Below are 13,536 nucleotides of genomic sequence, written 5' to 3'. Positions count from 1 at the left end.
GGGCTTGAGGCTCACGCTGATACCAGGAAAATGCAAAAACCAAACCAAGGCTCCGAAAAGAAGCGTAAATGCCCTGAAATAAGGGCTTGAGGCGCGAAACAATGGCGCTCTGCCAGCCAGTTCGGGAGATTTCGACCCAAAATGGGTTGGCCTGTGGGCGTGGGTGCAACCTATCGCACCAATATAGTGCGAATCACGGCATTCTGTTCATCGATCAAATATTTCCTGAAAGCACCCAATCAAACTGTAGGGGCTGGCTTGATGGGGTTTGCAAAGGTGGATCGTCATTATTCCAGGCAAAAAAAGACCTCCCGAAGGAGGTCTTTTTGTCACGCCACGTTAAGCAGCGCTACCGGATCAGCAGCTGTAGTACAGCTCATATTCCAGTGGGTGTACGAAGGTGCGGACCTTGATTTCTTCTTCGCTTTTCAGGGCGATGTAGGCATCGATAAAGTCGTCGCTGAACACGCCGCCTTTGGTCAGGAACGCACGCCCCTTGTCCAGCTCTTCCAGGGCTTCTTTCAGGCTGCCGCACACTTGTGGGATTTCCTTGGCCTCTTCAGGCGGCAGGTCGTACAAGTTCTTGTCGGCGGCGTCGCCTGGGTGGATCTTGTTCTGGATGCCGTCCAGGCCAGCCATCAGCAGTGCAGCGAAGCCCAGGTACGGGTTGGCTGCTGGATCCGGGAAGCGGGCTTCGATACGGCGAGCACGCGGGCTGGACACGTAAGGAATACGGATCGAAGCGGAACGGTTACGAGCCGAGTAGGCCAGCATTACCGGTGCTTCGAAACCTGGGACCAGACGCTTGTAGGAGTTGGTCGACGGGTTGGTGAAGCCGTTCAGGGCCTTACCGTGCTTGATGATACCGCCGATGAAGTACAGGGCGGTGTCCGACAGGCCGGCATAACCTTCGCCAGCGAAGGTGTTCTTGCCGTCTTTGGCGATGGACAAGTGAACGTGCATACCCGAACCGTTATCGCCGTACAGAGGCTTAGGCATGAAAGTAGCGGTACGGCCGTAGGCAACGGCAGTGTTGTGTACGCAGTACTTCAGGGTCTGGACTTCGTCAGCCTTGGCTACCAGGGTGTTGAACTTCACACCGATCTCGTTCTGGCCGGCAGTGGCCACTTCGTGGTGGTGCACTTCGATGACCAGGCCCATGTCTTCCATGGCGTTGCACATGGAGGTACGGATTTCGTGGTCGTGGTCGAACGGCGGAACTGGGAAGTAGCCACCTTTGATGCCTGGACGGTGGCCATGGTTGCCGCCTTCCACGTCCTGGTCGGACATCCACGAACCTTGTTCGGAGTAGATCTTGAACATGGAGCCGGAGATGTCGGACTTGAATTTGACTTGGTCGAAGATGAAGAATTCTGGCTCCGGGCCCACGAATACAGTGTCACCGATACCGGTCGACTTCAGGTATTCCTCGGCACGCTTGGCGATCGCACGTGGGTCGCGGTCGTAGCCTTGCATGGTCGAAGGCTCGATCACGTCGCAGACGATGATCAGGGTCGACTCTTCGGTGAATGGGTCGAGGACTGCAGTGGAGTCGTCCGGCATCAGGATCATGTCGGAGGCTTCGATGCCTTTCCAGCCAGCAATGGAGGAGCCGTCGAACATTTTGCCTTCTTCGAAGAAGGCGTCATCCAGCGCGTCGCGAGCCGGCATGGTCACGTGGTGCTGAGTGCCTTTGGTGTCCGTGAAGCGCAGATCAATCCATTTAACGTCATGATCTTTGATGAGTTGAACCGACTTCGACATAGTGTCCTCCGGGTGGCTTCGGGCTTGGGTAGTGGAGTAGCCCTTAGAATGTGGGTGATGCCGGCGCGGATAGTCCGCCATGGCAACCTGCCTCACAAGAGAGCAAATTGCATGCCAGTGCCCCGACATGGGTTTTTTGCCTCAAAATCGCCCCTATAAAGGTGCAAACCGTCAAAACGGCAAAAATAGCGCACTGCAATGTAGCGCAATCCTCTGCAAATGCACCTGTTTGGTGCGCTGCATGCCGTTTGTATATTAACTGGTTAAACCTTGAGCTATTTCCGCTATAATCCGCGCCCCCCTTTTTCGGCTGGCCCTGTGCGCGCTGTTTCCATGAAATTAATCGTTAAAGTCTTCCCCGAGATCACCATCAAGAGCCGACCGGTACGGATGCGTTTCATCCGTCAATTGGCCAAGAATATCCGCGCCGTGCTCCGTGACTTGGACCCGGCTGTGGTGGTGAATGGTGTGTGGGACAATCTCGAACTGGAAACCCGCGTTACCGACCCTAAAGCCTTGAAAGATATGACCGAGCGCCTGAGCTGCATGCCGGGCATCGCGCATTTCCTGCAGATTGACGAGTACCCGCTGGGCGATTTCGACGACATCACCGAGAAGTGCAAGCAGCACTACGGCGCCCAGCTGGCGGGCAAGATTTTTTCCGTGCGTTGCAAGCGTGGCGGCAAGCACCCGTTCAGCTCCATGGACGTCGAAAAATACGTCGGCAGCAAGCTGCGTCGTGAGTGCGGCGCCGCTGGAATTTCGCTCAAAGAGCCACAAATCGAAGTTCGCATCGAAATTCGCGACCAACGGTTGTATGTGATCCACAGCCAGCACAACAGCATCGGCGGCTACCCGCTGGGCGCGCTGGAGCAGACCCTGGTATTGATGTCCGGTGGTTTCGACTCCACCGTGGCGGCCTACCAGATCATGCGCCGCGGCCTGATGAGCCACTTCTGCTTCTTTAACCTGGGCGGGCGTGCACACGAATTGGGCGTGATGGAAGTCGCGCACTATATCTGGAAGAAGTACGGCAGCTCCCAACGTGTACTGTTTGTCAGCGTACCGTTCGAGGAAGTCCTGGGAGAAATTCTCGGAAAAGTCGATAACGGTCATATGGGCGTCGTATTGAAGCGTATGATGTTGCGCGCAGCGTCGAGAATCGCCGACCGTCTGCAAATCGAAGCGCTGGTGACCGGCGAGGCGATTTCCCAGGTCTCCAGCCAGACCCTGCCGAACCTGTCCGTGATCGACTGCGTGACCGACAAGCTGGTATTGCGCCCGCTGATCGCCAGCCACAAGCAGGACATCATCGACCTGGCCAACGAAATCGGCACCGCGGATTTCGCCAAGCACATGCCAGAGTACTGCGGGGTCATCTCGGTGAACCCCAAGACCCATGCCAAGCGCTACCGCGTGGAGCATGAAGAGAAAGAATTCGACATGGCGATTCTGGAGCGAGCGCTTGAGAACGCCAAACTGGTGCCGATTGATCGTGTAATCGATGAACTGGGCCAGGATGTGCAGATCGAAGAAGTCAGCGAGGCCCTGGCCGGCCAGATCGTCATCGACATCCGTCACCCGGATGCCGCTGAGGATGAGCCGCTGGAAATCGCTGGCATCGACGTGCAAACGCTGCCGTTCTATGCACTGAACGCGCGTTTCAAGGAACTGGATAACAGCCGTCAGTACCTGCTGTATTGCGACAAAGGCGTGATGAGTCGCCTGCATGCCCACCATTTGCTCAGTGAGGGGCATGCCAATGTGCGCGTTTATCGACCGAGCTAAGAGCCCGGGGCTGTTTGCCTGTGGCCTGCGTCACCGGCCCCCCGACTCTGCCGTCAAGCTGTAACGGCAAGGCCTGACTCTACTGTTAATCGCTGCCACGACCTGTCAGCACACCGAATCCTCTGATCGAGATACACAAGTGATCGAAAATCTACGTAACATCGCCATCATTGCCCACGTTGACCATGGTAAAACCACCCTGGTAGACAAACTCCTGCGTCAATCCGGCACCCTGGAGCGCAACGAGCTCAACGACGAGCGCGTGATGGACTCCAACGACCAGGAAAAAGAGCGCGGTATTACCATCCTGGCGAAAAACACCGCCATCAACTGGAACGGCTACCACATCAACATCGTGGACACCCCGGGCCACGCCGACTTCGGCGGCGAAGTTGAACGTGTAATGTCGATGGTTGACTCCGTTCTGCTGCTGGTTGACGCTCAAGACGGCCCTATGCCGCAAACCCGTTTCGTGACCAAGAAGGCTTTCGAAGCCGGCCTGCGTCCGATCGTGTGCATCAACAAGGTTGACCGTCCAGGCGCGCGTCCGGACTGGGTTCTGGACCAGATCTTCGACCTGTTCGACAACCTGGGTGCTACCGAAGAGCAACTTGATTTCCAAGTGATCTACGCTTCGGCCCTGAACGGTATTGCCGGTCTGGAACACACCGCCATGGCGGAAGACATGACCCCGCTGTACCAGGCGATCGTTGACCACGTGCCACCACCGAAAGTTGACCGTGACGGTCCGTTCCAGATGCAAATCTCGGCACTGGACTACAACAGCTTCCTGGGTGTTATCGGCGTTGGCCGTATCGCTCGTGGTAGCGTCAAGCCGAACACCCCGGTTGTGGCTATCGGCGCCGACGGCAAGAAGCGCAACGGTCGTATCCTCAAGCTGATGGGTCACCACGGCCTGCACCGTATCGACGTTGAAGAAGCTTTCGCCGGCGACATCGTTTGCGTGAGCGGCATGGACTCGCTGTTCATCTCCGACACCCTGTGCCAGCCGGACACTGTCGAGGCGATGAAGCCTCTGACCGTTGACGAGCCAACCGTTTCCATGACCTTCCAGGTAAACGACTCGCCTTTCTGCGGTAAAGAAGGCAAGTTCGTGACTTCCCGTAACATCAAGGAACGTCTGGACAAAGAGCTGCTGTACAACGTTGCTCTGCGCGTTGAAGAAGGCGACTCGGCTGACAAGTTCAAGGTTTCCGGCCGTGGTGAGCTGCACCTCTCGGTACTGATCGAAACCATGCGTCGCGAAGGCTTCGAAATGGGCGTTGGTCGTCCGGAAGTGATCATCCGTACCGTTGACGGCGTGAAGCAGGAACCGTTCGAGAACGTCACCATCGACACCCCGGAAGAATCCCAGGGCAAGGTGATGGAAGAGATGGGCCTGCGTAAGGGCGACCTGACCAACATGGTGCCGGATGGCAAAGGCCGTGTGCGTCTGGAATACAACATCCCTGCTCGTGGTCTGATCGGTTTCCGTAACCAGTTCCTGACCCTGACCAACGGTGCTGGCATCCTGACCTCGATCTTCGATCGCTACGACACCATGAAGTCCGGCGATATGTCCGGCCGTCAGAACGGTGTTCTGGTATCGGTAGAAACCGGCAAGGCGCTGACCTACTCCCTGGAAACCCTCCAGGCACGTGGCAAGCTGTTCGTTGAACACGGTCAAGAGATCTACAACGGCCAGATCGTTGGTTTGAACAGCCGTGACAACGACATGGGCGTCAACCCAACCAAAGGCAAGAAGCTCGACAACATGCGTGCTTCGGGTAAAGACGAAACCATCGCCCTGGTTCCACCTGTTCGCTTCACCCTAGAACAGGCCCTGGAATTCATCCAGGACGACGAGCTGTGCGAAGTGACGCCGAAGTCCATCCGTCTTCGTAAGAAGATCCTGGACGAAGGCGAGCGTACCCGCGCTGCCAAAAAGGCCAAGAACTGATACTGGGTTCTAGCTGAATAAAAACGCCCCCGGTCGAAAGGCCGGGGGCGTTTTTTTATGCCTGCAGTTTTTGTGGTGTCTGGCCTGGCCTCATCGCGGGCAAGCCCGGCTCCCACATTGACCGAGTTTATTCAGGATGAACGCGATCAACTGTGGGAGCTGGCTTGCCTGCGATGGCGATCTGTCAGGCAACAAACATTTAGAACTTGTCGAGCGTACGCAGCTTGGTCTCACGCACCACTTCCTTGGGCTTGTACGCGCAATACCCCGGCCGTGGCCCGATCTTCGGGTGGTTACGGCAGGTATCCGGGCGCTTGTCATAAATAGTGCAGAAGCGCGTCTTACGATCCAGGTACAGGCAGTCGTTGTTGCTCATGCGCTGCAGGGTAAAGATCTCGGATTTGGAGTTGAAACGCTCGACGATGCCTTCCTTCTGCAAACGCTTGGCGATGTTCTTCGGCGGGTCACCGCGCTCGAATTCGTCGACGATGCCAATGCGGATCAAATCCTTGATCTTCACCTCAACCGGCAGGGTGCAGCAGTTGGACGTGCAGCCGCCGCACATGTGGCTGGAGTATTTCTGCCACGTTTCGAGACGGTCGAGTTCCGCGGCGGCGATCAGTTGAGGCTTCATCAGGTTTCCAAGAGGGGCTTTGTCCGGGCGCGCGATCATACCGGGATTGGTGATTTTTTGAACAATATTTTGCGGGTTTCGGCTCAAAGGCTGATTCGCTGCCTGAGTTGGGCACGGCCCCTGCATCTAATTCCTGCGCCAGGCAATCAGTGAAAAAACTGCCGAACCGTCAGCCATGCCGTTTGTCAGACCGTCTAGGCTCTAGGATTTCCCTTCTTCTATCTCGCCCGAGGTCGCACCGATGTCTCAGGAACCGCTTGTACGAGAAGCAGAGGTAGCCGCATTTCGCGATGCCGTCTTGACCAAACTCACTTACGCGGTGGGCAAGGATCCCGATCACGCCTTCGACCACGACTGGTTCGAAGCCATCGCCCTGGCGGCGCGCGACCATATGGTCGATCACTGGATGGACCATACCCGGCATATCTACCGGCGCGGGCAGAAGCGGGTGTATTACCTGTCCCTGGAGTTCCTGATTGGCCGTCTGCTGTTTGACAGCCTGAGCAACCTCGGCCTGCTGGAGGTGGCGCGCGAAGCTCTAGGCGAGTTGGGCGTGGACCTGGAGCGCATTCGCCTGCTGGAGCCCGATGCGGCCCTGGGCAACGGTGGCCTGGGACGCCTGGCCGCGTGCTTTATGGAAAGCATGTCGACCCTGGGTATCGCCGGCCATGGCTATGGTATTCGCTACGAGCACGGCCTGTTTCGCCAGGCGATTGTCGATGGCTGGCAGCAGGAACAGACCGAACGCTGGCTGGATTTCGGTAACCCCTGGGAGTTCGAGCGCGCCGAGGTGATTTACCCGATCGGCTTTGGCGGCAGCGTCGAGACTGTGCTGGATGCGTCCGGCAAATCAATCCAGGTCTGGACGCCCAGCGAGACCGTGCGCGCAGTGGCCTACGACACTCCGGTCGTTGGCTGGCGCGGTGCCAGCGTCAACACCTTGCGCTTGTGGCGTGCGCGGGCCGTGGAAGACCTGCACCTGGAGCGCTTCAATGCCGGCGACCATTTGGGCGCCGTGGCCGAAGTGGCCCGTGCCGAAAGCATCTCCAGGGTGCTTTACCCGGCCGACAGCACCGAAGCAGGGCAGGAATTGCGCCTGCGCCAGGAATACTTCTTCGTTGCCGCCTCTTTGCAAGACTTGCTGCGCCGCCACAAAAACATGCACGGCTCGGTACTGAGCCTGGGTGAACACGCGGCGATCCAGCTCAACGACACTCACCCGTCGATCGCCGTGGCCGAATTGATGCGCCAGTTGGTCGATTTGCACGATATCGCCTGGGATGCGGCCTGGCAGGTCACCGTCGAGACGCTGTCCTACACCAACCACACCTTGCTGCCCGAAGCCCTGGAAACCTGGCCGGTGGGCCTGATGGAGCGCATGTTGCCCCGGCACATGCAGATCATCTACCTGATCAACGCCCAGCACATCGACTCGCTGCGGGCCAAGGGCATTCACGATTTTGACGTACTGCGCGCCGTATCGCTGATCGAGGAAGACAACGGCCGCCGCGTACGCATGGGCAACCTGGCGTTTCTCGGTTCCCATAGCGTCAACGGCGTTTCCGGCCTGCATACCCAATTGATGCGCAGCACGGTGTTTTCCGAACTGCACAAGCTCTACCCCGACCGTATCAACAACAAGACCAACGGCATTACCTTCCGCCGCTGGCTGTTCCAGGCCAACCCCAAGCTCACCGCGATGCTGGTGGAGGCCCTCGGGCCGGACATTCTCGACAACATGGAACAGCGCCTGGTAGAGCTGGAAACCTTCGCCGAGAAAGACGCCTTTCGCAAAGCCTTCGCCGAGCAGCGCCTGCACAGCAAGCGGGTGCTGGCGGACATCATCCACGAGCGCCTGGGCATTTCGGTCAACCCGGCGGCGATGTTCGATGTGCAGGTCAAGCGCATCCACGAATACAAGCGCCAGTTGCTCAACCTGCTGCACACCGTCGCCCTGTACCAGGCGATTCGCGCCGAGCCCGAAGTGGACTGGGTGCCACGGGTGAAGATCTTCGCCGGCAAGGCAGCGGCCAGTTATCACCAGGCCAAGCTGATCATCAAGCTGACCAACGACATCGCCCGCACCGTGAACAACGACCCGACCGTGCGTGGCTTGCTCAAAGTGGTGTTCCTGCCCAACTACAACGTCAGCCTGGCAGAAAACATCATTCCGGCGGCTGACCTGTCGGAGCAGATCTCCACCGCAGGCTTCGAGGCCTCGGGCACCAGCAACATGAAGTTCGGCCTCAATGGTGCGCTGACCATCGGCACCATGGACGGCGCCAACGTCGAGATGCACGAACGCATCGGCGGCGAGCACATGTTCATTTTCGGCCTGAGTGCCGAGCAGGTCGAAGCACGCAAACAGGCCGGAGAATTTAATGCCAGCCCTGATATTGCCGCCTCCCACCGCCTGAACGACGTGCTGCAAGCGATCCGTGGCGGGGTGTTCTCGCCGGACGATCCGGGCCGTTATGTGGGGCTGATCGACTCGTTGATCTACTACGACCGTTTCCTGGTGTGTGCCGACTTTGATTCCTACTGGGACGCCCAGGCGCGGGTCGAGGCCCATTGGCATGATTCCAAGGAATGGTGGCGTTCGGCGGTGCTCAATACCGCACGCACGGGTTGGTTCTCCTCGGACCGCACCATCCGGGAATATGCGACCGAGATCTGGAAAGCCTTGGACTAGACGGCGCAAAGCGAGGTGTGACGGGCTTGTGTGGGAGCTGGCTTGCCTGCGATGCAGGCGCCTCGGTGTATCAGTGACACCGAGGGGATGCTATCGCAGGCAAGCCAGCTCCCACACAAGCCTCCCACATTGGGATTGCATCGATATACTAGGCCTCGGTTTGCTTAGGGATCTCGACCATGCAATGGATGTTCATGCTGATTGGCCTGGTGCTTGGCTGGGCACTGGATGAATCGTTCAGTGACGCAGGCTTCGGTGCGCTACTGGGTTTGGGGATTGGCCAAGCCATTCGTCTGTCGAACCTGGGCAGCGCCTTGAAGGCTCTGGAGCAACGCCTCGCGGTGCTGGAAAAGCCGCCTCAAGTCGAACCGCCCATTGCTGAACCCGTGGCTGCACCCGAGCTGGTCTGGGAACTGCCCGCCGAACTGCAACCGACCTATCCCCCCGAACCCACTCAGCCACTACCGGACGACCTGTGGAAACCTGCCGCTGCTGCGCGCGTCGCTGAACCCGAAATTCCCCGCGGCCCCAACCTGATCGAACGTGCCATTTTGGGGGCGCGCAACTGGCTGCTGGGCGGCAATACCGTGCTGCGCGTGGGCGTGGTGCTGCTGTTTCTTGGCCTGGCCTTTTTGCTGCGTTATGCCACTGAAGGCGTCGATGTGCCCATCGAACTGCGTTACGCCGGGGTTGCTGCCTGCGCCCTGGGCTTGCTGGGCCTGGGCTGGTGGCTGCGCCTGCGCAACGGCAATTACGCGCTGATCCTGCAAGGCACCGGCATCGCCGTGTTGTACCTGACGGTATTCGCCGCCATGCGTCTGCACCCTTTGCTCGACCCCGGCGCGGCACTCGGCCTGCTGGTGGCGGTGACGCTGTTTTCGGCGATCCTCGCGATTACCCAGGACGCCATCGGCCTGGCCTGCGCCGCCGCCCTGGGCGGTTTCGCCGCGCCGATCCTGGCGTCCACCGGCGAGGGCAGCCATGTGGCGCTGTTCAGTTACTTCACTTTGCTCAACGTTGGCATCCTCGCCATTGCCTGGTTCAAGGCCTGGCGCTTGCTCAATGTGATTGGCTTTGCCGGCACCTTCGGCATTGGCTTTGCCTGGGGGATTCGCTCCTACACGCCGGAGTTGCTATGGAGTACCGAGCCGTTCCTGATTGTGTTTTTCCTGATGTACCTGGCCATCGGCCTGCTGTTTGCGCGGCGCAAACTCCTGGAAATGAGCGATGCCCCGGCCGATGACAGCCGTGGCGCACTGCTGCGCTGGTCGGCGGCCAAGGGCGATTATGTCGATGGTGGCCTGTTGTTCGGCCCGCCGATTGTGGCGTTCGGCTTGCAGTTCACCCTGGTGCAACACCTGGCGTTCGCGCCGGCATTCAGCGCGTTGGCGTTGGGCATCATCTATATGCTCCTGGCGCGTGTGCTCAGTGGCGGGCGTACGGTGTTGCTCGCAGAAACCTGCCTGGCCCTGGGTGTGATCTTTGCCAGCCTGGCGATCCCGCTGGGCCTGGATGCGCGCTGGACGGCTGCGGCCTGGGCGGTGGAAGGCGCTGGGATCTTCTGGCTGGGCCTGCGCCAGCAGCGCTTGCTGGCGCGCGGGTTTGGCCTGTTGCTGCAACTGGGGTCGGCACTGGCGTTTCTCAGTGAGTTGGAGGCGGGCGAACACACACTGCTTGAGGGGGCACCGTTGGGTGCGTTGCTGCTTGGCGTGGCATTGCTGTTCAGCTTCTGGCAACTGCGCAAGGCGGGCGATGGGCAGGTGTCTGGCTGGGAGCGCTACGGCTTGCCGGTGTTGGCCGGCTTGGGGCTGGGCGGCTTGTACTTGCTGGCGCCGTTGCTGTTGTCGATTAACGGTACGGCAATCAGTTGGGCGCTGGCGGGCGCGGTGACGCTGTTTGTCGGCCTGCACATCGCTTCGCGCACCTTCCTGTTCGCGGGGCTTGCTGTGCAAGTGCTGGGCGGCGCATTGCTGTTGTGGTGGGCGCCATGGATCGATGAAGAGTGGCCGGCGTTCCGGCACCTCGCATTCTGGGCGCCGATGCTCGTGGGCCTGGCGGCATTTGTGGGCGCCTGGCGTTTGCAGGGTACGGGTCAATCGTCGGTGTTTGACGGGCTCAAGTTGCCGCGCATCTCGGACGGGCTGCTGGCCTGGGGCGTGATCTGGTGGGCGTCGGCGTTGAGCAACGAAGTGCTGCGCTTCACACCACCGGAGCTGCAAGCCACGTTCCTGTTGGCGGCCGCGGCGGCCAGTGTGGCGCTCTGGACCCTGTTGGCCGTGCGCCTGCGCTGGGCATCGCTGGGCGCCCTGAGCCTGTTGCTGATGCCGGCGGCGGCGATGGTGCTGCTGGTCTCGGCGCATCGTTATTATCACCCGGCGGCCGAATTTGGCTGGCTGGCCTGGATCAGCGTGTTCGCCGTGCATTTCATCGCGCTGCGCCGGTTGAGCAACGTGGCGCCGGTCAAAGCCCTGAGCATCGCCCATGTGCTGGGCTGCTGGATGCTGATCGGCATGCTCGCCCTGGAGTTGCGCTATGGCTTGCTGGTGCTGTCGGTGCAATACAACGCCTGGCGTTGGCTGGGCTGGGCGATTTTCCCAAGCCTGTACCTGATCGCCATCGCTGCGCCGCGTCAGTGGCCGTGGCCGATATCTGCCTATTCGCGTGAATACCGCCTGCTGGCGGCGCTGCCGTTGGCCGCGCTGATGCTGGTGTGGTTCTGGTTGGCCAATATCTTCAGCGACGGTACCGCCAAGCCGTTGCCCTATGTGCCGTTGCTCAACCCCTTGGACCTTGGCCTGCTGTTCGCGCTGTTGGGCGTGTACTTGTGGGCGCGCAGCGCGGCGCCGCAATTGGGCGGGCGCACCCCATGGATTGCGCAGGGCGTGGCCGGGGTTTCGTTGTTTGCCTTCTTCACCGCGTTGGTGATGCGTGCGGCGCACCATTGGGGTGGCGTGCCGTTTCATCTGGATGCGTTGCTGGAGTCAATGCTGGTCCAGGCCGGTCTGTCGATTGTCTGGACCCTGATTGCCCTGGGCCTGATGATCGGCGGTCACCTGCGCAATCGTCGGGAGGTGTGGCTGATTGGCGCGGCGCTGATTGGCGTGGTGGTCGCCAAGCTGTTCCTCGTCGAGCTGAGCAACCGTGGCGGCCTGGAGCGGATCGTGTCGTTTATCGGCGTGGGCGGACTGTTGCTGGTGGTGGGGTATTTCGCCCCGCTGCCGCCCAAGCGTGAACCCCAAGGAGCAACCTCTTGATCGGCAAACTGAGCATCACACTGCTGGGCCTGTGTACCGCGTTCACGGCAGGTGCCCGGGAAGCCCCCGCTGATTTCAGCAGCCAGGCACCACTGGCGATCAGCGGCGAAGGCCCCTGGTACACACTGGAGCTGCCGTTGGCGGTGCAATTGAGCGCCCGCCAGGCCGATCTCAGTGATGTGCGGGTGTTCAACGCGGCCGGTGAACCCCAGGCGTATGCGTTGGTGCGCCAGTCGGCTGAAAACGCAGACAGCCTGGCCCGCCTGAAGGGGTTCCCGTTGTACGCCGTCGACAACACTGGCGAGACCGTACCGGGCGTGCGCGTGCAGTCCAGCGCCACCGGAACCTTGGTCCAGGTGCAACCGATGGGTGAGTTGCCGACCAGCGTGCAGGTGCGTCGTGGTTGGTTGCTGGATGCCAGTGCAATCAAGGCGCCGCTGCAAAAGCTGATCCTCGACTGGAGCAGTGAGCATGACGGTTTCCAGCGTTTCAGCATCGAAGCCAGCGACGATTTGCAGCACTGGCGATCCTGGGGCGAAGGGCAGGTGGCGCGCCTGGCATTTGCCGACGAACGGGTTGAGCAGCGTGAAGTGGTTTTACCCGGACAGTCCACCCGCTACTTGCGGTTGTTATGGAAAGGCCAGGCCGCGCCGGAGCTGACGTCGATCCAGGTGCAGAGCACTCACAGCCAGCCATTGCCGCTGGTGTGGTCGCAGCCACTGGCCGGTAGCGTCATCCAGCCTGGGCAATACAGCTGGCAGTTGCCCACCGCGCTGAACATCGAGCGGGTCCGCATCGAGTTGCGCCAACCCAACAGCCTGGCTCCAGTTGGCCTGCTGGGGCGCCAGGACAGCCAGCAGGTGTGGCAACCGTTGAGTCGTGGCTTGCTCTACCGCTTGACGCAGGGTGGGCAAGAAGTCACCCAGGATCAATTGCAGTTGCCCGGTTACCCGGTCCAGCAACTCAAGCTGGATGTCGATGAGCGCGGCGGTGGCTTGGGGCCCCAGGCACCGGCGTTGAGCTTTGCCGTGCGGGCCACGCAATTGGTGTTTCTGGCACGGGGCGAACCGCCGTTTACCCTGGCGGTGGGCAATCCGTCGGCCAAGGCGGCGAACCTGTCGTTGACGACGCTGATTCCTGACTACAGCCCCCAGCGTCTGGCAGGTTTGGGCCAGGCCAGGCTCGATGGCGAGTGGCGGCTCAATCCACCTGTCGCACCCAAGGCCGCAGGCATCAACTGGCAGGCAGTCGGCCTGTGGGCCGTGCTGTTGCTGGGCGTGGCGGCACTCGGGGCGATGGCCTACAGTCTGTTGCGCAAGCCTGTGCCCAAGCCCTGAGCCGGGGGTTGCATGAACTCTGTCAGGGTTATCTCGTCTGATAGGAGGAAATGCGCCCCGACTCGCGCTAAACTGCGCGGGTTTTTAGCCCCCCATTCTCCGGAGCC

At 60.2% G+C, this 13,536-nt stretch carries 7 protein-coding genes; 5 read left to right on the top strand and 2 right to left on the bottom strand.

The annotated features are described in order from the left end of the window. Window positions 1-357 precede the first annotated feature (357 nt). Window positions 358-1,764, bottom strand: a complete 1,407-nt coding sequence (glnA, locus tag H097_RS21255; protein WP_032862273.1) for a glutamate--ammonia ligase — start codon at window positions 1,762-1,764, stop codon at window positions 358-360. A gap of 333 nt (window positions 1,765-2,097) precedes the next feature. Between glnA and thiI the strand changes: the two genes are divergently transcribed. Together thiI and typA are read left to right on the top strand one after the other, a co-directional pair. Then, window positions 2,098-3,552, top strand: a complete 1,455-nt coding sequence (gene thiI / locus H097_RS21250) for a tRNA uracil 4-sulfurtransferase ThiI (protein WP_032862272.1) — start codon at window positions 2,098-2,100, stop codon at window positions 3,550-3,552. Between the two features lie 139 nt (window positions 3,553-3,691). Further along, the gene (gene typA, locus H097_RS21245; protein ID WP_024072901.1) at window positions 3,692-5,512 is read left to right on the top strand and encodes a translational GTPase TypA; all 1,821 of its coding nucleotides are present in this window, start codon (window positions 3,692-3,694) and stop codon (window positions 5,510-5,512) included. A 199-nt stretch (window positions 5,513-5,711) separates the two neighbouring features. Here typA and H097_RS21240 read toward each other — a convergent pair whose 3' ends face one another. Continuing rightward, window positions 5,712-6,146 (bottom strand): YkgJ family cysteine cluster protein, encoded by a 435-nt coding sequence (locus H097_RS21240; protein ID WP_032862271.1) that lies wholly within the window; start codon window positions 6,144-6,146, stop codon window positions 5,712-5,714. A 241-nt stretch (window positions 6,147-6,387) separates the two neighbouring features. Between H097_RS21240 and H097_RS21235 the strand changes: the two genes are divergently transcribed. The 3 genes from H097_RS21235 to H097_RS21225 all read left to right on the top strand — a co-directional run bounded on the left by H097_RS21235 (window position 6,388) and on the right by H097_RS21225 (window position 13,429). Next, window positions 6,388-8,838: a glycogen/starch/alpha-glucan phosphorylase gene (locus tag H097_RS21235; protein WP_032862270.1), complete on the top strand. Its 2,451-nt coding sequence runs from the start codon at window positions 6,388-6,390 to the stop codon at window positions 8,836-8,838. Window positions 8,839-9,017: 179 nt separating this feature from the next. Beyond that, window positions 9,018-12,092, top strand: coding sequence for a DUF2339 domain-containing protein (locus H097_RS21230; protein WP_032862269.1), 3,075 nt, complete (start codon window positions 9,018-9,020; stop codon window positions 12,090-12,092). Beyond that, the gene (locus H097_RS21225; protein WP_032862355.1) at window positions 12,092-13,429 is read left to right on the top strand and encodes a DUF3999 domain-containing protein; all 1,338 of its coding nucleotides are present in this window, start codon (window positions 12,092-12,094) and stop codon (window positions 13,427-13,429) included. Before H097_RS21230 ends, H097_RS21225 begins: the two co-directional genes overlap by 1 nt. The last annotated feature ends 107 nt before the right edge of the window (window positions 13,430-13,536 follow it).

The sequence above is a fragment of the Pseudomonas sp. FH4 genome (assembly GCF_000510915.2).
Classification (GTDB): Bacteria; Pseudomonadota; Gammaproteobacteria; order Pseudomonadales; family Pseudomonadaceae; genus Aquipseudomonas; species Aquipseudomonas brenneri.
This window is presented reverse-complemented; position numbering and strand designations above follow the sequence as displayed.